This window comes from Streptomyces sp. NPDC020917 (assembly GCF_044333795.1).
Classification (GTDB): Bacteria; Actinomycetota; Actinomycetes; order Streptomycetales; family Streptomycetaceae; genus Actinacidiphila.
On record NZ_JBIRRR010000029.1, the window covers coordinates 18249 to 40845 of the forward strand.

Below are 22597 nucleotides of genomic sequence, written 5' to 3' on the forward strand. Positions count from 1 at the left end.
ACCGGCCGTTCCGCCGGTCCGGCCTGAGAGACTGGGCGGGAGCGAGCGAAACGGAACGACGTGAACGCGAACGACATCAGCCGCACCGCGGCGCACCCGGACCCGGCCGCACCCCCCGCCTGCCCGCCCGGCGACCCGGCCGCGCTGCGCGCGTGGGCGCGGATCGACCTGGACGCGCTGCGGGCGAACGTGGCGGCGCTGCGGGCCAGGGCCCCCGGCGCCGCGTTCATGGCCGTGGTGAAGGCCGACGGCTACGGCCACGGCATGGTCCCGTGCGCCCGGGCCGCGCTGGAGGCCGGCGCGACCTGGCTCGGCACGGCCACGCCCGAGGAGGCGCTGGCGCTGCGCGCCGCGGGCCTGGACGCCCGGGTGCTGTGCTGGCTGTGGACGCCCGGCGGACCCTGGCGCGCCTGCGTCGAGGCCGGCATCGACGTGACCGTCAGCGGCCACTGGGCACTGGCCGAGGTGGCCGAGGCCGCCCGCCTCGCCGGCCGCACCGCCCGCGTGCAGCTGAAGATCGACGCCGGCCTGGGCCGCAACGGCGCCCAGCCCGCCGACTGGCCGGACCTGGTGCGGGCCGCCCGGCAGGCGGAACGCGACGGACTGGTCGAGGTCACCGGCGTGTGGGCGCACTTCAGTTGCGCCGACGAGCCGGGCCACCCGTCGATCGCCCGCGAACTGTCCGTCTTCCGCACCGCGCTGGCGCAGGCCGACGAGGCGGGCCTGACCCCCGAGGTGCGCCACATCGCGAACTCGCCGGGCACCCTCACGCTCCCCGAGGCGCACTACGACCTGGTCCGGCCCGGCGTGGCGATGTACGGCATCTCGCCGGTGCCGCAGACCGCGGGCCCCGAGGAGTTCGGGCTGCGGCCGGTGATGACGCTGGCCGGCCGGCTGGCGTCGGTCAAGCGGGTGCCCGGCGGGCACGGCGTCAGCTACGGCCACCAGTACGTGACTCCGGGCGAGACCACGCTTGCGCTGGTCCCGCTGGGGTACGCAGACGGTGTGCCCCGGCACGCGTCCGGTGCGGGCCCTGTACTGGTGGCCGGGAAATGGCGGACGGTGGCGGGACGGGTGGCGATGGACCAGTTCGTGGTGGACCTCGGCGGCGACGCCGCGTCCCCGGGCGACGAGGCGGTGCTCTTCGGCCCCGGCGACCGCGGCGAGCCCACCGCGGAGGACTGGGCCCGGGCGTGCGGCACCATCGCCTACGAGATCGTCACCCGGATCGGTGCCCGGGTGCCCCGCGTCTACGCCGGCGCGCGCTGATGGTGGACGGGAAGTGGGAGCGGGCCGGGCTGGTCGGCGCCGCGATCGGCGTGGTCGCCGCGGGCGCCGCGGCGGGTGTGGCGATAGAACGGGTCACCGTCGGCCGCGGGATGCGGCGCAAGGCCCGGCTGGCACTGGACGCCGCCGGCTCCTACGGCAGCCTGCGCGGCGCGCCCGGCACCGCGATCGCCGAGGACGGCACGGAGCTGTACTACGAGATCGACGAGACCGACCCCGTCGACGCGCCGCCCGCCGAGGCGCCGCGGTCCAAGCGCGGCTGGCTGCGCGCGAGCCGGACCCGCCCGGCGCCGCTGCCGGTCACCGTGGTCTTCTCGCACGGCTACTGCCTCAACCAGGACGCCTTCCACTTCCAGCGGGCCGCGCTGCGCGGCGCGGTGCGCACGGTCTTCTGGGACCAGCGCAGCCACGGCCGCAGCGAGCGCGGCCACGACCAGGCCGAGGGCGGGCCGGTCAGCATCGACCAGCTGGGCCGGGACCTGAGGGCGGTGCTGGACGCGGCGGTGCCCGAGGGCCCGATCGTCCTGGTCGGCCACTCGATGGGCGGCATGACGGTGATGGCGTTCGCCGACCAGTTCCCCGAGTACGTGGCCGAGCGCGTCGCGGGCGTCGCGCTGGTGTCCACCTCGGCGGGCAAGCTGGCGGCCGTCACGTTCGGCCTGCCGGCCGCCGGCGCGCGGGCGTTCAGGGCGGTGGCGCCCGGGCTGCTGAAGGTGCTGGGCAGCCAGGTCGACCTGGTCGAGCGGACCCGGCGGGCCACCGCCGACCTGTTCGCCGGGATCATCAAGCGCTACTCGTTCGGCTCCGACGACGTCGACCCCGCGGTCGAACGGTTCGCCGAGCGGCTCATCGAGGCCACGCCGATCGACGTGGTCGCCGAGTTCTACCCGGCGTTCACCGAGCACGAGAAGGCCGACGCGCTGGAGGTGCTGGACGGCCTGCCGGCGCTGGTGCTGGCCGGGGACAAGGACCTGCTGACGCCGAGCGCGCACAGCACCGAGATCGCCGAGCGGCTGCCCGCCGCCGAACTGCTGGTCGTTCCGGGCGCGGGCCATCTGGTCCTGATGGAGCGACCCGAACTGGTGAACGCGGCGCTGGCCCGGGTCGTCGCCGAGGCCGCCGACGCGGTCCGTGCGCCCGTCCCGCCGCGCCTGAGGGAGCTGACCGCCGCGGTCGACGCGTAGCATTCGCCGATATGGGCACACCGCACGACCGGTACCCCGCGGGTACCGCCGAAGACGCTCCGGCCGTCCGCATCACCGTCCGCACCGCCGACCGTATGCAGGAGCTGGGCCGGCGGCTGGCGGCCCTGCTCGCCCCCGGCGACCTGGTGCTGCTGAGCGGCGAGCTGGGCGCCGGCAAGACCACGCTGACCCGGGGCCTGGGCGAGGGCCTGAACGTCCGGGGCGCCGTGACGTCGCCGACGTTCGTCATAGCCCGCGTCCACCCGTCGCTGACCGGCGGTCCGGCGCTCGTCCACGTGGACGCCTACCGGCTCGGCGGCGGCCTCGACGAGATGGAGGACCTCGACCTCGACGTGTCGCTGCCGGAGTCGGTGGTGGTCGTGGAGTGGGGCGAGGGCAAGGTCGAGGACCTGTCCGAGGCGCGGCTGCAGGTGGTCATCTCGCGCGCCATCGGCGGCCCGCACGGCGCCGATGCCCCGCCCGCCCCGGCCGCCGTGGACGGCATGGACGCCGCACCCCTGGCGGACGACGTGCGCGAGGTGACGGTCACCGGCGTCGGCCCGCGCTGGGCCCAGGAGGACCTGACCGCGCTGGAGGGGTGAGGACGCGCACCCGCGCGCCGGGTGCGCCGACAGCGTGTCGGGAAGATGTTGCGCCAGGACGGGCGCCCGTGGTGTGCTGGATACGGGCACCAACTTAGGGCTGCCTAACTTCGTCTGCTTGGGGAGGCGCGCATGTCGGCCCACGACCCGCAGGACCAGCACCACGACGCTCCCGTCCCGCCGGCCGGACCCGCCGCGGACGCCTCCGGCGCCCGCGGTGACGCCACTGTCTCGGTCCGGGACGTGCTCGCGTCCTGTGCCGCCGCCCGCACCGTCTCGACGCCGCCGGACGACGCCGCGCTCGCCGCGGACCCGGCGCGCGCCGAGCAGCCGTCCGGCACCTCGCAGGAGACCTCCGACGAGGTGCGCCCGCCGTCCTCCCGCGGACGCGACGCCGCCTGACCGGCGGCAGCCGGGGCCCTCCGCCTCACTCGTACGAGTGATTCTCGCCTCACGCCCGCCGGCGTGACGTCCCGTCGGCGTCCGCGCGCCCCCGTCCGGTGGCCGCGGCGCCGCGACGCCCTTGTCCGGTGTCCTCCGCGCCGCGGTGCCCGAGCCCGGCGGGCTACGGGACCACCTCGACGGTGGTGCCGACGGTGGCGAACTGCCACAGCGCGTCGCCGTCCGCCCGGCTCTCCCGGATCGCCGGCGTCGGCCGCGCGCCCGCCTTGGCCGCGCCGACGGCCGCGCTGAAGCCGATGTTGGTGTCCCCGGACTGCGCGAACAGCACCACGTGCTCGACCGGCGCGCCGTCGCCCCCGCTGCTGCGGGCGCCGCGCGCGAACACCTCGTGCGTTCCCAGCGGCGGCGCCGGGTCGCCGCCCGCGACCGGATAGGCGCGCAGCACCCGCTCGGCCCCGGTGACCAGCCACACCCGGTGCCCGGTGATGCTGTACACGACCCGCATGCCGGACCCGCAGTCGGCCGGCAGCCCGGCGTGCCCGCAGGCGCCGGCGGCGTCGGCGGCGTGCCCGGCCGCATAGGGGTTCGCGGGCGCCGTGTCCGCGGCCTGCGCGGTCAGCACGGTGACGCCGGCCAGGGCCGCGGTGACGATCCCGGCCACCACGGTGCCGGAGGCGAAGCGTGGCATGAGGGCTCCCTCGGGTCCGCGCCTGCTGCGGCGCCGGTGCGGGCATGGGGACGGGACGGTTTCCGGCCGGTCCTCCCGCTCTCCGCCGCGTTCGGCAGGGGACCTCGTGGACGTCCGATCGGCTCGGGTCTTCCCGACCGGCGCCCGGTGTGAACCGCTCTGTGAGGAGATGCACCCTTTCGTCGGGCATGGGGATCCCGCCCGCCACCCGTGCGGGCGCATCGCGCGCCGTACCCTGGGGGCGTGCTGCTGCTTGCCTTCGACACCGCCACACCCGCCGTCACCGCCGCCCTCCACGACGGGGAGCGGGTGCTCGCCGAGTCCACGGTGGTCGACGCGCGCAGGCACGGCGAACTCCTCGTCCCCGCCGTCGACCGCGTCATGTCCACCGCGGGCCGCGCGCTGACCGACCTGACCGGCGTCGTGGTCGGCGTCGGCCCGGGCCCGTACACCGGGCTGCGGGTCGGGCTGGTGACCGCCGCGGCGTTCGGCGACGCGCTCGGCGTGCCGGTGCACGGGGTGTGCACGCTCGACGGCCTGGCATGGGCGGCCGGCGAGGCGGGCCTGGAGGGCCCCTTCACCGTGGCCACCGACGCCCGGCGCAAGGAGGTCTACTGGGCGCGGTACGACCGCCCGGCGCAGCGGGCCACCGAGCCCGCCGTGGACCGCCCCGCCGACCTGCCCGCGGACGTCGTCTCGCTGCCGTCGGTCGGCGCCGGCGCGGAGCTCTACCCGCAGGTCTTCACCGACCACCGCCCGTCCCCGGCCCACCAGTCGGCCGGCGCGCTGGCCGCGGTCGCCGCGCACCGCCTGGCGACCGGCGAGCCGTTCGAGCCCGCGCTGCCGCTGTACCTGCGGCGGCCGGACGCGCAGGTGCCCGCGGGCTACAAGGCGGTACTGCCGACGTGACCGAAGCCGCCCTCCGGGACATGCGCTGGTGGGACCTGGACGCCGTGCTCGCGCTGGAACACGACCTGTTCCCCGAGGACGCCTGGTCCCGCGGCATGTTCTGGTCCGAACTCGCCGACGCCGGGCACCCGGCGGCGAGCCGCACCTACGTCGTCGCCGAGGACGGCGGCGGCCGGATCGTCGGGTACGCCGGGCTCGCCGCGGTGGCCGGCACCGGCGACGTGCAGACCATCGCCGCCGCCCGCGACCACTGGGGCACCGGCCTCGGCGCCCGGCTGCTGACCGCACTGCTGCGGGCCGCGACCGCGGCCGAGTGCCACGAGGTGCTGCTGGAGGTGCGGGTCGACAACGGCCGCGCGCAGCGCCTGTACGAGCGGTTCGGCTTCGCGCCGATCGGCTTCCGCAAGGGCTACTACCAGCCGGGCAACGTGGACGCGCTGGTCATGCGGCTCGCCGACCCGGCACAGAACACCGTTGAGGAAATCCATGGCTGACGAACCCCTTGTCCTCGGTATCGAGACCTCGTGCGACGAGACCGGTGTCGGCATCGTGCGCGGGCACACCCTGCTCGCCGACGCCATCGCCTCCAGCGTCGACGAGCACGCCCGCTACGGCGGGGTGGTCCCCGAGGTCGCCAGCCGCGCGCACCTGGAGGCGATGGTCCCCACCATCCAGCGCGCGCTGAAGCAGGCCGGCGTCTCCGCCCGCGACCTGGACGGCATCGCCGTCACCGCGGGCCCCGGGCTGGCCGGCGCGCTGCTCGTCGGGGTGTCGGCGGCCAAGGCGTACGCCTACGCGCTCGGCAAGCCGCTGTACGGCGTCAACCACCTGGCCTCGCACATCTGCGTCGACCAGCTGGAGCACGGCGCGCTGCCCGAACCGACGATGGCCCTGCTGGTCTCCGGCGGCCACTCCTCGCTGCTGCTGGCACCCGACATCACCAGCGACGTGCGGCCGCTCGGCGCCACCATCGACGACGCGGCGGGCGAGGCGTTCGACAAGGTCGCCCGGGTGCTCGGCCTGGGCTTCCCCGGCGGGCCGGTCATCGACCGGTACGCGCGCGAGGGCGACCCGGCGGCCATCGCCTTCCCCCGCGGCCTGAGCGGCGGGCGCGACCCGCTCTACGACTTCTCCTTCTCCGGCCTGAAGACCGCGGTCGCCCGCTGGGTCGAGGCGCGGCGCCGGGACGGCCAGGACGTACCGGTGGCCGACGTCGCCGCCTCCTTCCAGGAGGCCGTGGTGGACGTGCTCACCCGCAAGGCCGTCCGGGCCTGCCGCGACAACGGCGTCGACCACCTGATGATCGGCGGGGGAGTGGCCGCCAACTCCCGGCTGCGCGCGCTCGCCGAGCAGCGCTGCACCGACGCCGGCATCCGGCTGCGGGTGCCGCGGCCCGGACTGTGCACCGACAACGGTGCGATGGTCGCCGCGCTCGGCGCCGAGATGGTCGCCCGCGGCCGCGCCGCCTCCACGCTGGACCTGCCGGCCGACTCCTCGCTGCCCGTCACCGACGTCTCCGTGCCCGGGTACGCCCAGCACCCGGCGCCCGTGCCGGTCGGCACCGACCACGGCAACGGCAACGGGCACGGGCACGACCATGTGCACGAGGTGAGCAAGGACAACCTCTACGGATGACCGTCACGTTGATGTGGGAGGCCGCCGCCGCGGAGGGCCGCGGCGGCGAACTCCTCACCTGGGCAAGGGAACAGGCCGCCGCGCTGCCTGGTGAGCCGCGCCGCCGCGAGTTCCTCACCGCCCCCGGCGACCGGGTGCTCGTCCTCACCTGGTGGGACGCCCCCTACGCCGCGAAGCTGCCCGAACTGACCGATCCGCCAAGCGTGTTGGTCCGCCGCGAGGTGCACCGCTGGCGTTTCGTGTCCGTCTCGGTGGAACCCGGGGACGAAAACGCGCATCACCCGGGGTGAGTGCGCGGACGGATGACCGGTCTCATCCGCCCGCGCACTCGCTCCCGTCCAGCGCGGTCCGGCTTCGAGGTAGGCGCCCCTCCCATGCGTGTCAGTGCCCTGCGTGCACCCGTACAGCGGCTCACGTCCGTACTCCCGGCTCTTGCGGTGTGCGGCCTGCTGGCCGTCGTCACCGGATGTGCGGGGTCGTCGTCGCCCCGGCCGTCGTCCTCCCGCCCCTCGGGCTCCGCACCGGCCGGCGGGACCGCGGCGCCGGGCAACGGCGGCGACCCCCGCACGTCCGCCGCCGCGCGCGCCGCGGCGTTCCGCAAGTGGGGCGTCCCGGTGCTCGCGCCGCCGCCCGCGCCGCCGGCCGTCAAGCCGGTGGTGACCGGCGGGGCGCGGCTGCCGGTGGTCAGCCGGATACCGACCACCCGCAAGATCGTCTTCGTCACCTTCGACGACGGCGCCGAGAAGGACCCGAAGTTCGTGGCGATGATGCGGGACCTGCGGATCCCGTTCACGATGTTCCTGACCGACGCGATCATCCGCAGCGACTACGGCTACTTCAAGCCCCTGCAGGCGCTGGGCAACAGCATCGAGGACCACACCCTCACCCACCCCGACCTGCGCGCCCGGAACCTGGCGCAGCAGCGCACCGAGATCTGCGGGCAACAGGCCCGGCTCGCCCACGAGTACGGCGTCAGGCCCGGCCTGTTCCGGCCGCCGTACGGCGCCTACGACACCGCGACCCGCACCGCCGTGAAGTCCTGCGGCGGCCTGCGGGCGATCATCCTGTGGCGCGAGTCCATGCAGATCAAGAACGTCGCCTTCCAGGACCCCGGCAAGAGGTTCCAGCCCGGCGACATCGTCCTCGCCCACTTCCGCGGCCCCTCCGAACTCAAGGGGGAGACCATGACGGTGATGGTCCGGAACATGCTGCGCGAGATCGCCCGGCAGGGCTACACGGTGGCCCGGCTGGAGGACTACGTCTGACGCTGCGTCAGACCGCTTGCGCGGCGCTCACGTCGGCCGGCCGCCCGAGGAGCATCGAGGGCGCGCCGGCCACCCGGGTCAGGAACACGGTCGCCGCGTTCGGGCCCTGCGGCCTGACCCGGCGCCGCACCTCCTCCGGCTCGACGGCCGACCCGCGCTTCTTGACGGTGAGCGTGCCCACCTCCCGCTCGCGCAGCAGCGCCTTGAGCCGCTTGAGGTTGAACGGCAGCACGTCGGTGAGCGCGTACGCGGTCGCGTACGGCGTCGGGCGGGCGTCGTCGGCCGTCACGTAGGCGATGGTCGGGTCGATCAGGCCGCCGCCCAGCTGCTCGGCGACCGCCGCGACCAGGTGCGCGCGGATGACCGCGCCGTCCGGCTCGTACAGGAACCGGCCGGGCGCGCGCACCGGCGGCTCCGGCAGCAGCCCTTCGCCGGTCAGCGCGGCGCCGGACGGCAGCAGGGTCGCGGTGAACGCGCCCGGCGCGGTGCCGAACCACAGGGCCGCCTCCTTCACGTCGCCGCGGTCCGAGACCCACTCCGCCTCGGCGTCCGCCGGGACGGCCTCGTGCGGGATGCCGGGGGCGACCTTCACCGCCGCGACCGGCGCGGTGCGGGCGGCGGCCACCGCCCACGACAGCGGCGGGGAGTACGCCTCGGGGTCGAAGATCCGGCGGCCGGCGGCGCCCCCGCGGCGGGCCGGGTCGACGAACACCGCGTCGCACCCGGACGTGTCGACGTCGGCGACGTCGGCGCAGCGCACCTCGATGCGGTCGGCGAGGCCCAGCGCCTCGGCGTTGGCGCGGGCCACCGCGCAGGTCAGGGGGTCGCGGTCGACGGCCAGCACGTCGATGCCGGCGCGGGCCAGGGCGAGGGCGTCGCCGCCGATGCCGCCGCACAGGTCGGCGAGGCGGGTGGCACCGGCCGCCCGGAACCGGGCGGCGCGATGGGCGGCGACGGTGGCGCGGGTCGCCTGCTCGACGCCGTTCGGCGTGAAGTACATCCGGGACGCGTCGGCTGCGCCGAACTTGGCGGCGGCGCGCTGGCGCAGGCGGGCCTGCCCGAGCGCTGCGCTCACCAGGGGGGCGGGGTGGTCCCGGCGCAGCCGGGTCGCTGCGGCGAGCTCCTGTGCGGGGTCGTACTCCCTCAGCTCTGCGAGCAGCGCCTGGCCTTCCGGCTCCAGCAGCTCCGCAAACACCTCCACGTCCACTTCCCCATCCTCCCATCCCCACCCGTCCGACTCCGTCGCGGGCGCCCCCCGGCGGCGCAGCCCGAGCCCCGCAGGGGCGCGGGGTCCCCCAGAGCTGCGCCTGGGAGGTGCCCCCAGCGCCACCAACCACCCACCGGCTGTGCGACGGCAGCGCTGCCTTCCGGGGCAGGACCGGCCCCGCAGGGGCGCGAGGAACTGCGCGCTCAGCCCACCACCGGGCCGGTGGTCCGGGACGGACCGAACTGCCCCTTCGGGGCGGTGACGACCTGCGGCCCGCAGCCGGGCTGAGCGCGCAGTTCCCCGCGCCCCTGCGGGGTTGCCGCACACCGGGAGGTGGAGGCGGGGAGGCCGGGCCCAAATGGTTGCCCCGCACCGGGAGGTGGGCGCTGTCCGCGGAGGGCGGGAAGAGGAGGCGGTGCGACACCTGGAGCGCGCGCCTGGCACTCCGCTTGACCGAGTGCTAAGACCGTCCTAGTCTCGACCCTGGCACTCGGCCCCGCTGAGTGCCAGCACTCAGCGACGGGCAGGTCCGGCACCCGCGACGACGGGCCTACCAGGTCGCCGACCCTGACAGACACTCCCGTGAGCCCTTTGAAGGGGGAGGTCGGATCGTGACGACCGCCAGCACCAAGGTTGCCATCAAGCCGCTTGAGGACCGCATCGTGGTCCAGCCGCTCGATGCCGAGCAGACCACGGCCTCCGGCCTGGTCATCCCGGACACCGCCAAGGAGAAGCCCCAGGAGGGCGTCGTCCTGGCCGTCGGTCCGGGCCGCTTCGAGGACGGCAACCGCCTGCCGCTCGACGTCGCCGTCGGCGATGTCGTGCTCTACAGCAAGTACGGCGGCACCGAGGTGAAGTACAACGGCGAGGAGTACCTCGTCCTCTCGGCTCGCGACGTCCTCGCGATCGTCGAGAAGTAAGTCATCGGCGCCGAAGCGCAGCCGTGATCCCGCCCCGGGTTGTCCGTGTCCTTGAGGCCGGGCCCGGGGCGGTTTCCGTGACACACGACGACAAGACGAGGTAGTTCGCAGGCATGGCCAAGATTCTGAAGTTCGACGAGGACGCCCGTCGCGCCCTTGAGCGCGGCGTCAACAAGCTCGCCGACACCGTGAAGGTGACCATCGGCCCCAAGGGCCGCAATGTCGTCATCGACAAGAAGTTCGGCGCCCCGACCATCACCAACGACGGCGTGACCATCGCCCGCGAGGTGGAGATCGAGGACCCGTACGAGAACCTGGGCGCCCAGCTCGTCAAGGAGGTGGCGACCAAGACCAACGACATCGCGGGTGACGGCACCACCACCGCGACCGTGCTGGCGCAGGCGCTGGTCCGCGAGGGCCTGCGCAACGTCGCCGCCGGCGCCTCCCCGGCCGCCCTGAAGAAGGGCATCGACGCGGCGGTCAAGGCCGTCTCCGACGAGCTGCTGGCCTCCGCCCGCGCGATCGAGGGCAAGGAGGACATCGCCGCGGTCGCCGCGCTGTCCGCCCAGGACAAGCAGGTCGGCGAGCTGATCGCCGAGGCGATGGACAAGGTCGGCAAGGACGGCGTCATCACCGTCGAGGAGTCCAACACCTTCGGTCTGGAGCTGGACTTCACCGAGGGCATGGCCTTCGACAAGGGCTACCTGTCGCCCTACTTCGTCACCGACCAGGAGCGGATGGAGGCCGTCCTCGACGACCCGTACATCCTCATCCACCAGGGCAAGATCGGTTCGATCCAGGACATGCTGCCCCTGCTGGAGAAGATCATCCAGGCGGGTGGCTCCAAGCCGCTGCTGATCATCGCCGAGGACGTCGAGGGCGAGGCCCTGTCGACCCTGGTCGTCAACAAGATCCGCGGCACGTTCAACGCCGTCGCGGTCAAGGCGCCGGGCTTCGGTGACCGCCGCAAGGCCATGCTGGGCGACATCGCGACGCTGACCGGCGCCACGGTCATCGCCGAGGAGGTCGGCCTCAAGCTCGACCAGGCCGGTCTGGACCTGCTGGGCACCGCCCGCCGCGTGACCGTCACCAAGGACGACACCACGATCGTCGACGGTGCCGGCGACAAGTCCGAGATCGAGGGGCGCGTCGGCCAGATCAAGGCCGAGATCGCCACCACCGACTCCGACTGGGACCGCGAGAAGCTGCAGGAGCGGCTGGCCAAGCTGGCCGGCGGCGTCTGCGTCATCAAGGTCGGCGCGGCCACCGAGGTCGAGCTCAAGGAGAAGAAGCACCGTCTGGAGGACGCGATCTCCGCGACCCGCGCGGCCGTCGAGGAGGGCATCGTCTCCGGCGGTGGCTCCGCCCTGGTCCACGCGGTCAAGGTGCTCGACGGCAACCTGGACAAGGACGGCGACGAGGCCACCGGTGTCGCGGTCGTGCGCCGCGCCGCGGTCGAGCCGCTGCGCTGGATCGCCGAGAACGCCGGCCTCGAGGGCTACGTGATCACCGCCAAGGTGTCCGAGCTCGACAAGGGCCACGGCTTCAACGCGGCCACCGGCGAGTACGGCGACCTGGTGAAGGCCGGCGTCATCGACCCGGTCAAGGTCACCCGCTCCGCCCTGGAGAACGCGGCGTCCATCGCCTCCCTGCTGCTCACGACCGAGACCCTGGTCGTCGAGAAGAAGGAAGAGGAGCCCGCCGAGGCGGCCGGCCACGGCCACTCCCACTGACGCTCCGCCGCCAGTGATGCTCCGGCGCGACTGACGTACCGGCGCCACGCCTGAGGCCCGGCACCCCCGCGGGGGTGCCGGGCCTCACGCATGCGGATCGGATCCGCGCGGACCTCCGTGTGCCGGACCGCGGCTGTCAGGACGACGGCATCTCGACCACGCCGAGCTGCCGCATCATGCCGAGCGTGTCCCAGTGCCACCAGCCCTCGGCGATCAGGCCGTCACGGAAGGCGAACGTGGTGGTGCCGGCCATGTCCACGGTCCTGCCGGTGGCCGGGATGCCGCGCAGCGGGCCGGTGTTGGTGCCGTGCCAGGTCCAGCGGGTCGCCACCCGGTCGCCCTCGGCGATCTGGTCCTCGAGAGTGAACGTGAAGTCGGGGAAGGCGTCGCGGTAGCCGAGGGTCTCCTCGCGGAAGGCGTCGACCCCGCGGGTCTCGCTGCCCTTGGCCACGTCGTGGTCCAGGTAGTCCCGCGCGAACAGCGTGCGGTACGCGGTCGGCTCGTCGCGGCCGCACAGCTCCAGCAGGAAGCGGCTCACCGCGGCCTTGTTCAGCTGCTCATCGCGGACCACGTCGAGGTCGGTGAAGGTGGGCGTCTCGTCGCAGAGGGCGACGAGCTGCTCGAAGATCCGGCCGGTCTCCGGCAGGCCGGAGTTGCGCATCGCCTCCTCGTAGGAGGGGAACTCCACGATCTCCACGTAGTGGCCGTCGGCGCCCCGGTCCCTGCCGACGACCGCGTGCGTGGCGGTGCGCTTGCCCTGCGTGGCCTCGGCCCAGCTGTCCATGAGCTGGTTCATCTCGTCGTACTTGTGTGTCTTGCAGTCGATGAGCTGGACGAATGTCATGGCGCCTCCTCGGGTTCCATGCCGGTCCCGTGCCAGTACTTACGTCCCATTTTAGGACGATACGGGCGCCGTCGGTGCGGGTGATCCGCGGTCCCGGCCGGCCCGGCAGGGCGAGCCTGGCGCCGGACGGAGCAGGTGACGCGGGATCAGGCCGGGTTCTTCGGGTCGTAGCGGCGGCCGGTGCGGGTGGACGCGGCGGCGAACAGCCGCGACGGGGTGTGGCGGGCGAGGGCGACGGCCACCTTGTAGCGGGGGTCCGGCACGCTGACGATCCGCCCCCGCGCCAGGTCGCGCAGGGCCGCCGCCACCACCTTGTCGGCGTCGAGCCACGCCCACGACGGCAGCACGTCCGCGTTCATGCCGGCCCGCGCGTGGAACTCGGTCCGCACGAAACCCGGGCACAGGGCGAGGAACCGCACGCCGCTGCCGCGCAGCTCCTGCGCGACGCCCTCGGTGAAGCGGACCACCCACGCCTTGCTCGCCGCGTACGTGCCGCGCGGCATGAACGCCGCGACCGACGCCACGTTGACCACGGCGCCGCGCCCGCGCTCCCGCATGCCTTCTGCGGCGGCCGCGGTCAGCCGCAGCACCGCCTCGCAGTGCAGCCGCAGCATGCGCAGCTCGTCGGCCATCGGGGCCTTGAGGAAGGTGCCGCGGTTGCCGAACCCCGCGTTGTTGACGAGCACGTCCACCGCGCGGGCGGTGTCGCGCAGCCGCTCCTCGACCGCCGCGATACCGGCGTCCTCGGCGAGGTCCGCGGGCAGCACCTCCACCTCGACCCCGTACCCCTCCCGCAGGTCCTTCGCGGTCTGCGCGAGCCGCTCCTCGTCCCGCGCGACGAGCACCAACGCGTGCCCCTTGGCGGCCAGTTGGCGTGCGAAGGCCGCGCCGATGCCTGCGGTGGGGCCGGTCACCAGTGAAGTCGTCATACGGGAAGCCTAGGCTCTGCGGCCGGGCCGGAGCCGGGGCGGCGCGGTCAGCCGGCCACCGTGCGGGCGAGGCGGGCCCGGATGTCCTCGGCGTACGACGCGTTGAGGGTGTCCTCCGCGGCCAGCACCCGCGGCAGCAGGCCGGGTTCGGTGGTCATCGCCCGGAACAGGAACGCGACGGTCACCTCGTGGTCCGGCCGCGACAGCACGGTGACCGGGTCGCCGGCCGCGATCGGCCCCGGCGTCAGCACGCGGAAGAACGGCCCGGGCCGCGCCTCCTGCGTGAAGCGCTTGACCCAGCCGCCCACGTCCAGCCATCCCGCGAAGGTCCGGCACGGGATCCGCCCCGAGGTCACCTCCAGCTCGACCTGCGAGCCGATCCGCCATCGCTCGCCGATCAGTGCCTCGTTGACGTCGATGCCGGTGGTGGTGAGGTTCTCGCCGAACATGCCGGGCGTCAACGGGCGGCCCAACTCCCGTTCCCAGTGGTCGAGATCCTCGCGGGCGTAGGCGTAGACGGCCTGGTCGTCGCCGCCGTGCACCCGCAGGTCGCACACCGCGTCGCCGGCCAGACCGCTGCCGGCCGCACCGCGCGGCCCGGGCGCGGCCACCTGGACGGGACCCTCGGCGGGCCGCTTGCCGATGCCGGTCAGCCCGCCCGGGGCAGCGGTGTACGGGACGGCCGTCGCCCGGCCGAGGTTCACGGAGATCACGTGGGACATCGGCGCACCTTAACCGTTCGGACGGGTGGTGTCGCGGGCCAGCCGCCGCCGGATCGCCGCGCGGTCCTCGGGGGGCAGCGCGGCCAGGTCCGCCAGCAGCGGCAGCAGTTCGGGTTCCGTGGTCAGGGCCCGGAAGCTCTGGGCGACGCTGACCTGGTGGTCCCGCGGCCGGAACTCCACGTCGAGGTCGTCGCCGGCCCCCAGGTCGCCGGGCTCGACGACCCGCAGGTACGGGCCCGGGCGGGCGGCCCGCGTGAACGTCCGCAGCCAGCCCTCGACGTCCAGCCACCCGGCGAACGTCGCGCACGGGATGCGCGCGCAGGACACCTCCAGCAGCACCGAGCCGATCCGCCATCGCTCGCCGATCAGCGCCTCGTTGACGTCGATGCCGGTGGTGGTGAGGTTCTCGCCGAACGCGCCGGGGACCAGGGTGCGGCCCAACTCCCTTTCCCAGCGGTCGAGATCCTCGCGGGCGTAGGCGTACACGGCCTGGTGGTCGCCGCCGTGGTTCCGCACGTCGTGCGCCCGGTCGCCGGCCAGGCCGACCGTGCCGGTGCCCTTGGGGCCCGGCGCGGTCACCGCGACCCGGCCGGTCACCGGGCGCTTGTCGATGCCGGTGGACGGCAGCCGCTTCCACGGATTGGGCCGCGGGCGGCCGACGTTGACGCTGAGCACGTGCGGCACGGTCATCCCTGGAGGAGATAGGGGGTGGTGGTGCTGAGCGGCGTGAAGCCGAGGCGCTGCAGGATCGGCCGGCTGTCGTCGGAGGCGTCGACCTGGAGGTAGCGCAGGCCGCGGTCGGCGGCCTGGGCGGCCCGGTGCGCGACCAGCGCCCGGTAGATGCCGCGCCCGCGCCACTCCTCGACGGTGCCGCCGCCCCACAGGCTCGCGAAGTCCGTGCCCGGGTGGATCTCCATCCGGGCCGAGCACACCGGCACGTCGCCGGCCATGGCCACGACGAGGCTCAGGGTGCCGTCGGCGGTCTGCGGGAGCTGGTCGACGAGCCGGTCGCGGAGGCGGTCGGCGCTGGTGCCGAACGCCTGCTCGTGCACCGCGGCGACGAGGTCGACGCCCGCGACGTCGGTCACCGGCTCCAGCCTGACCCCTTCCGGCAGGCGCACGTCGGTGGACAGCTCCGCCACCTCGGCGACCATCAGGGCCTCCTGGTCCTCCGGTTCGAAGCCGGCGCGGCGCAGGCGGTCGCCCAGGTCGGCGGGCCTGTCATGGGAGTACAGCTTCCACTCGTACTCCCGGCCCCTGCCCTCCGGGCCCGCGAGCCAGGCGGTCTCCGCGGCGATGGCCGCGTCCGCGGTCTCGTCGTCGAGGTCTGACCACAGCACGCCCGTCCACCCCTGCGGCCCGTTCCCCACATGCCGCAGCAGCGCCCCCACCGCCTCGATCCGCGCGCCCGCTCCCTCCGGCGCCGCCTCGCGCCGCATCTGCCGATCGAACTCCGCCAACACCTTGTCCCGGTCCATCCGCGCATTCCAACACGCCCCAGGCGGTCACCACCACGCATTAACCCGGTCGTGCGCCCGTCCGGCGGCCCGGATCAGCGCGCGGAGACCTTGTGGACGGCCGTGTCGCCGGGATCCAGCAGGCGCCCGTCCGCGGACCGCACCTCCAGCGGGCGCAGGCGCTGTCCCTCCCGGCGGTCGACCAGCTCCGAGTGGGGTTCGCCGGGGGCGAAGAAGTTCTGCTCGCCCCACTGCCGCAGCGCCACGATGACGGGGAAGAGCGCCTCGCCCTTCTGCGTCAGGACGTACTCGCGGTAGGCGCTGCCGTCCGAGGCGGGGACGGACACGAGGACACCGCCGGCGACCAGGGTGCGCAGGCGCGCGGTGAGGATGTTCTTCGCCACGCCCAGGCTGCGCTGGAACTCCCCGAAGCGCCGGCTCCCGTCGAAGGCGTCCCGCACGATCAGCAGGGACCACCAGTCGCCGATCGCGTCCACCGACCGGGCCACCGGGCATGTGCTGTCGTCGAAGCGGGTCCTGGTCACCATGGCGTCCCTCACTCTCGATGGTTGCAACATGCTACCAGGGCGGGCTACCGTCCCCGCTGGTAGCAAGATGAAACCGGATGGGCGGAGGGGTGCGGATGCCCGGCACCAGTGGGGCCAAGGCCGGCGGCGGGGCCGCGGCCGGCAGCGGGACTGCGGCGAACGGCGATGCCGAGGCGCGAAGGGCCGAGGCCGGAAGCGGGGAAGGCGCCGCGTCCGCTCTCTCCCGCGGCGTCGTCGTCCTGTTCGCCGTCGCCTGCGGGGCCGCGGTGGCCAACGTCTACTTCTCCCAGCCGCTGCTGGTGACCATCGGCCACGACCTCGCCATCGGCCCGGCGCTCGTCGGCAGCGTGGTCACCCTCACGCAGGCCGGATACGGGCTGGGGCTGTTCCTCCTGGTGCCGCTGGGCGACGTGGCCGACCGCAGGCGGCTCATCGTGGCCCAACTGCTGCTCCTGGTCGTGGCGCTGGCCGTGGTGGCCACCGCCCCCACGGCGGCGGTCCTGCTCGCCGGGATGGCCGCGGTCGGGCTGCTCGCGGTCGTCACGCAGACGCTGGTGGCCTTCGCGGCGTCACTGGCCCCTCCCGCCCGGCGCGGACGGGTCGTCGGCCTCGTCACCAGCGGCGTGGTCGTCGGGATCCTGCTCGCCCGCACCGCATCGGGCCTGCTCGCCGACCTCGCCGGCTGGCGCTCCGTCTACCTCGCCTCGGCGTCGCTCACCGCGGTGCTCGCCCTGGTCCTGTCCCGCATGCTGCCCCGCCACCGGGACGCCCCACGGCCGACCTTGCGCTACGGGCAGCTGCTGGGCTCCACCGTCACCCTGTTCGCACGGGAGCGACCGCTGCGGATCCGCGCCCTGTTCGGGCTGCTGATCTTCGCGGCGTTCAGCACGCTGTGGAGCAGCGTCGCGCTGCCGCTGAGCGAGGCGCCGTACTTCCTGTCCCACAGCGCGATCGGGGCGCTGGGACTGGTCGGTGTCGCCGGCGCCCTGGCCGCGAACGCGGCGGGACGGCTCAACGACCGCGGACTCTCCCAGCGGACCACCGGCATCGCCCTGGCGCTGCTCACCGCCTCCTGGCTGCCCCTGGCCTTCACCCGCAGCTCACTGTGGGCGCTGGCGGTCGGGGTGATCCTCCTCGACCTCGCCGTGCAGGCGGTCCATGTCACCAACCAGACGCTGATCTACGCGCTGCACCCGGACGCGGGCAGCCGGCTGATCGGCGGCTACATGGTCTTCTACTCCATCGGCAGCGCCACCGGCGCGCTCGCTGCGACCTCCCTCTACACCGCGGCCGGCTGGGGCGCCGTCTGCGCACTCGGCGCCGCCTTCAGCCTCCTCGGCCTCGCCCTCTGGACGTTCACCCGGGAACGCGGCACCCCGCCCCCGGCCCCCCGGCTCACCCGGTGAGGGCGGCGAGGGCGGAGGCGACGTCGGCGGGGGTGTTGTAGAGGTGGAGGGCGAACCGCAGGTTGCCCGCGCGGGCGGAGAAGCGGATGCCCGCGGCGGTGAGGCGCTCGGTGGCGGTCGGCGGCATGCCGGGGACGGCGACGATCGCGGAGTCGCCGGGGACCGGCGCGTGGCCGAGGGCGGACAGTCCCTCGCGCAGGCTCGCCGCCAGGGCGACGTCGTGGGCGTGGATCGCGGCCACTCCGATCTCCTCGACCAGGGAGAGCGCGGCCGCCGCGCCGACGAAGGACAGGTAGGCGGGCCGCGCGTCGAACTGGCGGGCCCCGGGGGCGAGTTGCGACACGGGACCGTAGCAGGACGCCCACGGGTCGTCCCCCGCGTACCACCCGGCGAACGCCGGGGACAGCGTCGGCTCGGCCCCCTCCGCGACCGTCAGGAAGCACGCCCCGTGCGGGCTGAGCAGCCACTTGTAGCCGTGGCACACGACGTAGTCGTACTGCCCGGCGTCCAGCGGCAGCCATCCCACCGACTGCGTGCCGTCCAGCAGGACCCGCGCGCCGTGCGCGGCCGCCGCCGCGCGGATAGCGGGCAGGTCGGCGACCCGCCCGTCCGCGGACTGGGCGGTGCTCACCGCGACCAGCGCGGTCGACGGCCGCACCGCGGCGGCCACCTCCGCCAGCGGCACGATCCTCAAGGAGAGCCCGCCGCGCCCCGCGAACGGCTGCACCAGCGAGCTGAAGTCGTCCTCGGCGACGACCACTTCGGCCCCCTCGGGCAGCTGCGCGGCGATCAGCCCCACCGCCTGCGCGACCGTGCCGGCCAGCGCGACCCGCTCCACCGGCACTCCGGTGATCCGGGCGAACGCGGCCCGCGCGGACACCACGGCCGCCTCGAACCGGTCCGTGGCGGGCCGGCCCGCCTCCCAGACGTCCATGGACTCGCGCATCGCGTGCAGTGCGCGCCGCGGCGGCACCCCGAGCGTGGCCGTGTTGAGGTAGCCGGGTTCGAGCGACGGGAACTCCGCGCCGACCGCCGGCCCCCAGGCGTCCGTCCCGGGCGCGGTCGCGTCGAAACCCCCGGCGGCGGCCGCCGCCCCGCCCGTTCGCGCACCGCCCGTGCCCGCGCCGCCCGTGTTCGACCCGACCGCGCCGGATCCAGAGGTGTCCGCTGCGTAGGTATCCGTCCTGAAAGCGTCCTTGGCGTCCATGGCTCCTCAGCCTGGCCCCCGCCAGCCTCAAAGTCCATCGCCGAAAACTGTCGGGTACCCCTAAGTCACGCTTATGGTTGAGGCATGATCGAGGCCCGTCACCTCCGTGTGCTGCGTGCCGTGGCGCGCACCGGCTCCTTCTCAGCCGCCGCCCGCGACCTCGGCTGCACGCAGCCGGCCGTCAGCCAGCAGATGAAGGCGCTGGAGCAGAGCGCCGGCACCCCGCTGCTGGTCCGCGGCCCGCGCGAGATGCGGCTGACGCAGGCCGGCGAGGCCCTGGTGCGGCACGCCGCGGGCATCATCGCCGGGCTCACCGCCGCGGAGGAGGAGGTCGCCGCGATCGCCGGGCTGCGTGCCGGGCGGGTCCGGCTCGGCTCGTTCCCCTCGGGGAGCTCCACGCTCGTGCCCGCCGCCGTCGCCGACATGCGTGCCCACCACCCGGGCACCAAGATCTCGCTGGTGGAGGCGGAGCCGCCGCGCTCGGTGGAGATGCTGCGCGCCGGCGACTGCGACATCACGCTCGCCTTCCGCTACGTGGACCTGCCGACGCCGTCCGAGGAGTCCTGGGAGGACCTGGTGGTCCGCCCGCTGCTCACCGACCGGCTGGTCGGCGTGGTCCCGACGGCTCACCGGCTGGCCGGGCGCGACGAGCCCGCGCCCATCGGGGAACTCTCCGACGAGGAGTGGATCGCGGGCTGCCCGCGCTGCCGCCGGCACCTGGTCGAGGTGTGCGAGCGGGCCGGCTTCAGCCCGCGGATCGACTTCGCGACGGACGACTACCCGGCCGTGGTGGGCCTGGTCGCCGCCGGTCTCGGCGTGGCCGTGCTGCCGCAGCTGGCCCTGGAGGCGGTGCGGTCCACGGGGGTCGCCACGGTGGAACTGCTGCCCGCGGTGGAGCGCGAGATCGTCGCCCTCACGCTGCCCGACCTCGCGCACGTCCCCGCGGTGGACATGATGCTGGGCCGCCTCGCCCGCGCGGCCCTGCGTCTGGGCTCCCGCCCGGACGCGGCCTGACGGCCGCCGGCCGGGAGCCGGACGCAGCCCGAAGGCCGAACGCCGCCCTCACCGCCCGGGCGCCTGCCCCATGGCACCCGAAACGCGAGCCGTCACCCGTCCCCGCGGTGACGTCCCACCCCGGGGGAGGCGCTCGGCTCGCGCCACAGCAGAATCGATTCTTCAGTTCAGCGGCTCGTCACGGCGGGTGATCAGGGCGACAGTGCGTGTCCGTGCTGGTACTCGGCCCGGTGCTCGTACGCGTGCTCGCGGCGCCTGCGGTGCCCGCCCCCGTGCTGCAGGTCGTGGTCGTCGTGCTCCAGGTCCCCGTCCAGTTCGCGGTCGGCCCGCTCGTCGTCCGCGCGGTCGGCGGACCGGTTGCGCGAGCGGCCCATCATGGCCTCGCGCTCGTCCTCGGTCAGCCCGCCCCACACGCCGTACGGCTCCCGTACGGCCAGGGCGTGGGTGGCGCACTCGGCGCGCACCGGGCAGCGCATGCACACCTCCTTGGCGGCGGCCTCACGTGCACTGCGGGCGGCGCCCCGCTCGCCCTCGGGATGGAAGAACAACGAGCTGTCGACACCGCGGCAGGCGGCGACGAGCTGCCAGTCCCAGAGATCGGCGTTCGGTCCGGGAAGGCGGGAGAAGTCTGCCATTGCTCATCCCCTCGGAGCGTGCGTGAAGGTCATGGAGCTCGATCTTCCGATCGTCTCCGACCGTACATCTACTGTCGTAGTAGATGTAAATATGACTCATCGCCAATCTAGCGGCGTTTACCCCGCACAACAGAAAAGAGCCGCCAAACAGTGCAAACACCGACATCAGCGACGTAACAGCCGATCGGCAGCATCCCCTGACGAACCAGGGGGGCGCGCGACGCTGTTCCGGGCTCCGGTTGGGCGCTACCTCACCCGTTCTGACCTGCGGCGTGGGCGATCAGTGCGCGGATGATCACGTAGAGTGCCGATGACTACGACCAAACTTCGTAACTCTTTCGGGTGAGGGTCGTTGAGTCTGGCGGAAGCGGTTGGCGGAGCACATGAATCGGGCACGTGCCCGAGGCCGTCCACCGCATCGGTGAAGACACGGTGAAGATTCGAACTTCGTACAGCCTGGAGGCACAACGTGACGCGGTTCAGCTGCGGGGGGCGGCCATGACTTCCGTCCTCGTCTGCGACGATTCCCCGCTCGCCCGAGAGGCCCTGCGCCGCGCGGTGGCCACCGTGCCCGGCGTCGAGCGCGTAACCACCGCGGCCAACGGCGAGGAGGTCCTCCGCCGCTGGGGCGCCGACCGCTCGGACCTCATCCTGATGGACGTCCGCATGCCCGGCCTGGGTGGCGTGGAGACGGTGCGGCGGCTGCTGTCCGCCGACCCCGGCGCGCGCATCATCATGCTGACCGTCGCCGAGGACCTCGACGGCGTGGCCCTGGCCGTGGCCGCCGGCGCCCGCGGCTACCTGCACAAGGACGCCTCCCGCGCGGAGTTGCGGGCCACCGTCACGCAGGCGCTGGCGGACCCCACCTGGCGGCTCGCCCCGCGCCGGCTGCGCTCGGCCGAGATGGGCGCCGCCCCGACCCTGACCGCCCGGGAGATCCAGGTGCTGGAGGGGATGAGTCACGGCCGCTCCAACGCGGAGATCGGCCGCGAACTCTTCCTCTCCGAGGACACGGTGAAGACCCACGCCAGGCGGCTGTTCAAGAAGCTCGGCGCCTCGGACCGGGCCCACGCGGTGGCGCTCGGCTTCCGCTGGGGCCTGGTGCGCTGAACCGGGTCGGCCCCACCCGGGCCATGGTGGCGTCACCCGCGAGTCCTCGGTTTCCCGGGGGAGGACGCATGCTTGACGTATGGACTTCCTCGGGGATCGGCGGGGGCCGCACATGGTGGATGTGACAGCGACCGCGACGGTGGGGGCGGCGGATTCGGACGAGTCCGCGGAAAGTGCCGCCCGCAGCGCCGCTCATAACGCTTCGGTGCAGAAGTACGGCCGCGATGCGGCGGATCGTCCGGCGGCGAGGCACCATGGGTGGATGCGCGACGACGACACCCCGGCCATCGGTGCCCTCGTCCGTCGCGCCGTCGACGGCGACCAGCGGGCCACGCACGACCTCCTCGCCCACGTCCACCCGCTCGCCGAGCGCTACTGCCGCACCCGGCTGTCCCGGCTGCCGGGTGACGCACGGCACTTCGTGGACGACCTGGCGCAGGAGGTGTGCCTGGCGGTGCTCTGCGCGCTGCCGCGCTACCGCGATCTGGGGCGCCCGTTCGAGGCGTTCGTGGTCTCCATCGCCGCCCACAAGGTCGCCGACCTGCAGCGGGCCGCCATGCGCGGCCCCGGCAGCACCGCGGTGCCGTCGGACGAGATGCCGGAGAAGCCGGACGACTCGCTCGGCCCGGAGGAGCGGGCGCTGCTGAACAGCGACGCGGCCTGGGCCAAGAAGCTGCTCGACCGGCTGCCGGACCACCTGCGGGAGTTGGTGCTGCTGCGGGTCGCGGTCGGGCTCAGCGCCGAGGAGACCGGACAGGTGCTCGGGATGTCGCCCGGCGCGGTACGGGTCGCGCAGCACCGCGCGCTCAGCCGGCTGCGGGCGATCGCCGAGGAGACCGCGGGAGCGCACGCCGGGGACGCCCCGGGCCTCAGCGCATAGGGTGCACACCTGA

24 protein-coding genes and 1 pseudogene are annotated in these 22597 nt (G+C 74.2%); 15 read left to right on the plus strand and 10 right to left on the minus strand.

Features of this window, described 5'->3' with window-relative positions; all coding sequences use genetic code 11:
- Positions 1-144: 144 nt before the first annotated feature.
- From alr to ACH4TG_RS38045, 4 genes are all read left to right on the plus strand, one after another.
- On the plus strand, positions 145-1269 hold the full coding sequence (gene alr, locus ACH4TG_RS38030; RefSeq protein ID WP_398247507.1) for an alanine racemase: 1125 nt from the start codon (positions 145-147) through the stop codon (positions 1267-1269).
- Positions 1269-2471 (plus strand): alpha/beta fold hydrolase, encoded by a 1203-nt coding sequence (locus tag ACH4TG_RS38035; protein WP_398247376.1) that lies wholly within the window; start codon positions 1269-1271, stop codon positions 2469-2471. The genes alr and ACH4TG_RS38035 overlap by 1 nt, the downstream gene beginning before the upstream one ends.
- 11 nt (positions 2472-2482) lie before the next feature.
- Positions 2483-3073, plus strand: coding sequence for a tRNA (adenosine(37)-N6)-threonylcarbamoyltransferase complex ATPase subunit type 1 TsaE (gene tsaE / locus ACH4TG_RS38040; protein WP_398247378.1), 591 nt, complete (start codon positions 2483-2485; stop codon positions 3071-3073).
- Positions 3074-3205: 132 nt separating this feature from the next.
- Positions 3206-3475 (plus strand): hypothetical protein, encoded by a 270-nt coding sequence (locus tag ACH4TG_RS38045; protein ID WP_398247380.1) that lies wholly within the window; start codon positions 3206-3208, stop codon positions 3473-3475.
- A gap of 163 nt (positions 3476-3638) precedes the next feature.
- Here ACH4TG_RS38045 and ACH4TG_RS38050 read toward each other — a convergent pair whose 3' ends face one another.
- Positions 3639-4163 (minus strand): hypothetical protein, encoded by a 525-nt coding sequence (locus tag ACH4TG_RS38050; protein ID WP_398247382.1) that lies wholly within the window; start codon positions 4161-4163, stop codon positions 3639-3641.
- A gap of 243 nt (positions 4164-4406) precedes the next feature.
- Here ACH4TG_RS38050 and tsaB point away from each other — a divergent pair, with 243 nt between their 5' ends.
- The 5 genes from tsaB to ACH4TG_RS38075 all read left to right on the plus strand — a co-directional run bounded on the left by tsaB (position 4407) and on the right by ACH4TG_RS38075 (position 7972).
- Positions 4407-5072 (plus strand): tRNA (adenosine(37)-N6)-threonylcarbamoyltransferase complex dimerization subunit type 1 TsaB, encoded by a 666-nt coding sequence (gene tsaB, locus ACH4TG_RS38055; RefSeq protein ID WP_398247384.1) that lies wholly within the window; start codon positions 4407-4409, stop codon positions 5070-5072.
- Between the two features lie 20 nt (positions 5073-5092).
- Positions 5093-5566 (plus strand): ribosomal protein S18-alanine N-acetyltransferase, encoded by a 474-nt coding sequence (gene rimI, locus ACH4TG_RS38060; protein ID WP_398247509.1) that lies wholly within the window; start codon positions 5093-5095, stop codon positions 5564-5566.
- A complete protein-coding gene (tsaD, locus tag ACH4TG_RS38065; protein ID WP_398247386.1) occupies positions 5559-6707 on the plus strand; it encodes a tRNA (adenosine(37)-N6)-threonylcarbamoyltransferase complex transferase subunit TsaD in 1149 nt (382 codons plus the stop codon). The genes rimI and tsaD overlap by 8 nt, the downstream gene beginning before the upstream one ends.
- Positions 6704-6997, plus strand: a complete 294-nt coding sequence (locus ACH4TG_RS38070) for a hypothetical protein (protein ID WP_398247388.1) — start codon at positions 6704-6706, stop codon at positions 6995-6997. The genes tsaD and ACH4TG_RS38070 overlap by 4 nt, the downstream gene beginning before the upstream one ends.
- Before the next feature lie 84 nt (positions 6998-7081).
- Positions 7082-7972: a polysaccharide deacetylase family protein gene (locus ACH4TG_RS38075; RefSeq protein ID WP_398247390.1), complete on the plus strand. Its 891-nt coding sequence runs from the start codon at positions 7082-7084 to the stop codon at positions 7970-7972.
- A gap of 7 nt (positions 7973-7979) precedes the next feature.
- Here the strand turns inward: ACH4TG_RS38075 and ACH4TG_RS38080 are convergent, their stop codons facing one another.
- Positions 7980-9179: an SAM-dependent methyltransferase gene (locus ACH4TG_RS38080; protein WP_398247391.1), complete on the minus strand. Its 1200-nt coding sequence runs from the start codon at positions 9177-9179 to the stop codon at positions 7980-7982.
- A 611-nt stretch (positions 9180-9790) separates the two neighbouring features.
- On the opposite strand from ACH4TG_RS38080, the gene groES reads away from it, so the two are divergent.
- Positions 9791-10099 (plus strand): co-chaperone GroES, encoded by a 309-nt coding sequence (gene groES / locus ACH4TG_RS38085; RefSeq protein WP_075017238.1) that lies wholly within the window; start codon positions 9791-9793, stop codon positions 10097-10099.
- Between the two features lie 113 nt (positions 10100-10212).
- Positions 10213-11832: a chaperonin GroEL gene (gene groL / locus ACH4TG_RS38090; protein ID WP_398247393.1), complete on the plus strand. Its 1620-nt coding sequence runs from the start codon at positions 10213-10215 to the stop codon at positions 11830-11832.
- Between the two features lie 136 nt (positions 11833-11968).
- Here groL and ACH4TG_RS38095 read toward each other — a convergent pair whose 3' ends face one another.
- The 6 genes from ACH4TG_RS38095 to ACH4TG_RS38120 all read right to left on the minus strand — a co-directional run bounded on the left by ACH4TG_RS38095 (position 11969) and on the right by ACH4TG_RS38120 (position 16332).
- Positions 11969-12676, minus strand: a complete 708-nt coding sequence (locus ACH4TG_RS38095) for an ester cyclase (RefSeq protein WP_398247395.1) — start codon at positions 12674-12676, stop codon at positions 11969-11971.
- A 146-nt stretch (positions 12677-12822) separates the two neighbouring features.
- Positions 12823-13605 carry an SDR family NAD(P)-dependent oxidoreductase gene (locus ACH4TG_RS38100; RefSeq protein ID WP_398247397.1) on the minus strand — a complete coding sequence of 261 codons (783 nt, stop codon included), beginning with the start codon at positions 13603-13605 and terminating at the stop codon, positions 12823-12825.
- Between the two features lie 47 nt (positions 13606-13652).
- The gene (locus ACH4TG_RS38105; protein ID WP_398247399.1) at positions 13653-14327 is read right to left on the minus strand and encodes an MOSC domain-containing protein; all 675 of its coding nucleotides are present in this window, start codon (positions 14325-14327) and stop codon (positions 13653-13655) included.
- 9 nt (positions 14328-14336) lie between these two features.
- Complete coding sequence (locus ACH4TG_RS38110; protein ID WP_398247401.1) at positions 14337-15017, minus strand: MOSC domain-containing protein; 681 nt, start codon at positions 15015-15017, stop codon at positions 14337-14339.
- The gene (locus ACH4TG_RS38115) at positions 15014-15805 is read right to left on the minus strand and encodes a GNAT family N-acetyltransferase (RefSeq protein ID WP_398247403.1); all 792 of its coding nucleotides are present in this window, start codon (positions 15803-15805) and stop codon (positions 15014-15016) included. The genes ACH4TG_RS38110 and ACH4TG_RS38115 overlap by 4 nt, the downstream gene beginning before the upstream one ends.
- Positions 15806-15879: 74 nt before the next feature.
- Positions 15880-16332 (minus strand): winged helix-turn-helix transcriptional regulator, encoded by a 453-nt coding sequence (locus ACH4TG_RS38120; RefSeq protein ID WP_398247405.1) that lies wholly within the window; start codon positions 16330-16332, stop codon positions 15880-15882.
- A 95-nt stretch (positions 16333-16427) separates the two neighbouring features.
- Between ACH4TG_RS38120 and ACH4TG_RS38125 the strand changes: the two genes are divergently transcribed.
- Positions 16428-17738, plus strand: coding sequence for an MFS transporter (locus tag ACH4TG_RS38125; RefSeq protein ID WP_398247407.1), 1311 nt, complete (start codon positions 16428-16430; stop codon positions 17736-17738).
- Here the strand turns inward: ACH4TG_RS38125 and ACH4TG_RS38130 are convergent.
- Positions 17728-18945 (minus strand): aminotransferase class V-fold PLP-dependent enzyme, encoded by a 1218-nt coding sequence (locus ACH4TG_RS38130; protein ID WP_398247409.1) that lies wholly within the window; start codon positions 18943-18945, stop codon positions 17728-17730. The genes ACH4TG_RS38125 and ACH4TG_RS38130 overlap by 11 nt on opposite strands.
- A gap of 84 nt (positions 18946-19029) precedes the next feature.
- Here ACH4TG_RS38130 and ACH4TG_RS38135 point away from each other — a divergent pair, with 84 nt between their 5' ends.
- On the plus strand, positions 19030-19959 hold the full coding sequence (locus tag ACH4TG_RS38135; protein WP_398247411.1) for a LysR family transcriptional regulator: 930 nt from the start codon (positions 19030-19032) through the stop codon (positions 19957-19959).
- Between the two features lie 353 nt (positions 19960-20312).
- Here the strand turns inward: ACH4TG_RS38135 and ACH4TG_RS38140 are convergent.
- Positions 20313-20594 (minus strand): annotated as a pseudogene (locus ACH4TG_RS38140) (WhiB family transcriptional regulator); the annotation flags it as partial.
- A gap of 498 nt (positions 20595-21092) precedes the next feature.
- Here ACH4TG_RS38140 and ACH4TG_RS38145 point away from each other — a divergent pair.
- Together ACH4TG_RS38145 and ACH4TG_RS38150 are read left to right on the plus strand one after the other, a co-directional pair.
- Entirely contained in the window at positions 21093-21704 is a 612-nt protein-coding gene (locus ACH4TG_RS38145) for a response regulator transcription factor (protein WP_003948568.1), read from the plus strand.
- Between the two features lie 262 nt (positions 21705-21966).
- Positions 21967-22584: a sigma-70 family RNA polymerase sigma factor gene (locus tag ACH4TG_RS38150; protein WP_398247413.1), complete on the plus strand. Its 618-nt coding sequence runs from the start codon at positions 21967-21969 to the stop codon at positions 22582-22584.
- Positions 22585-22597: the final 13 nt, after the last annotated feature.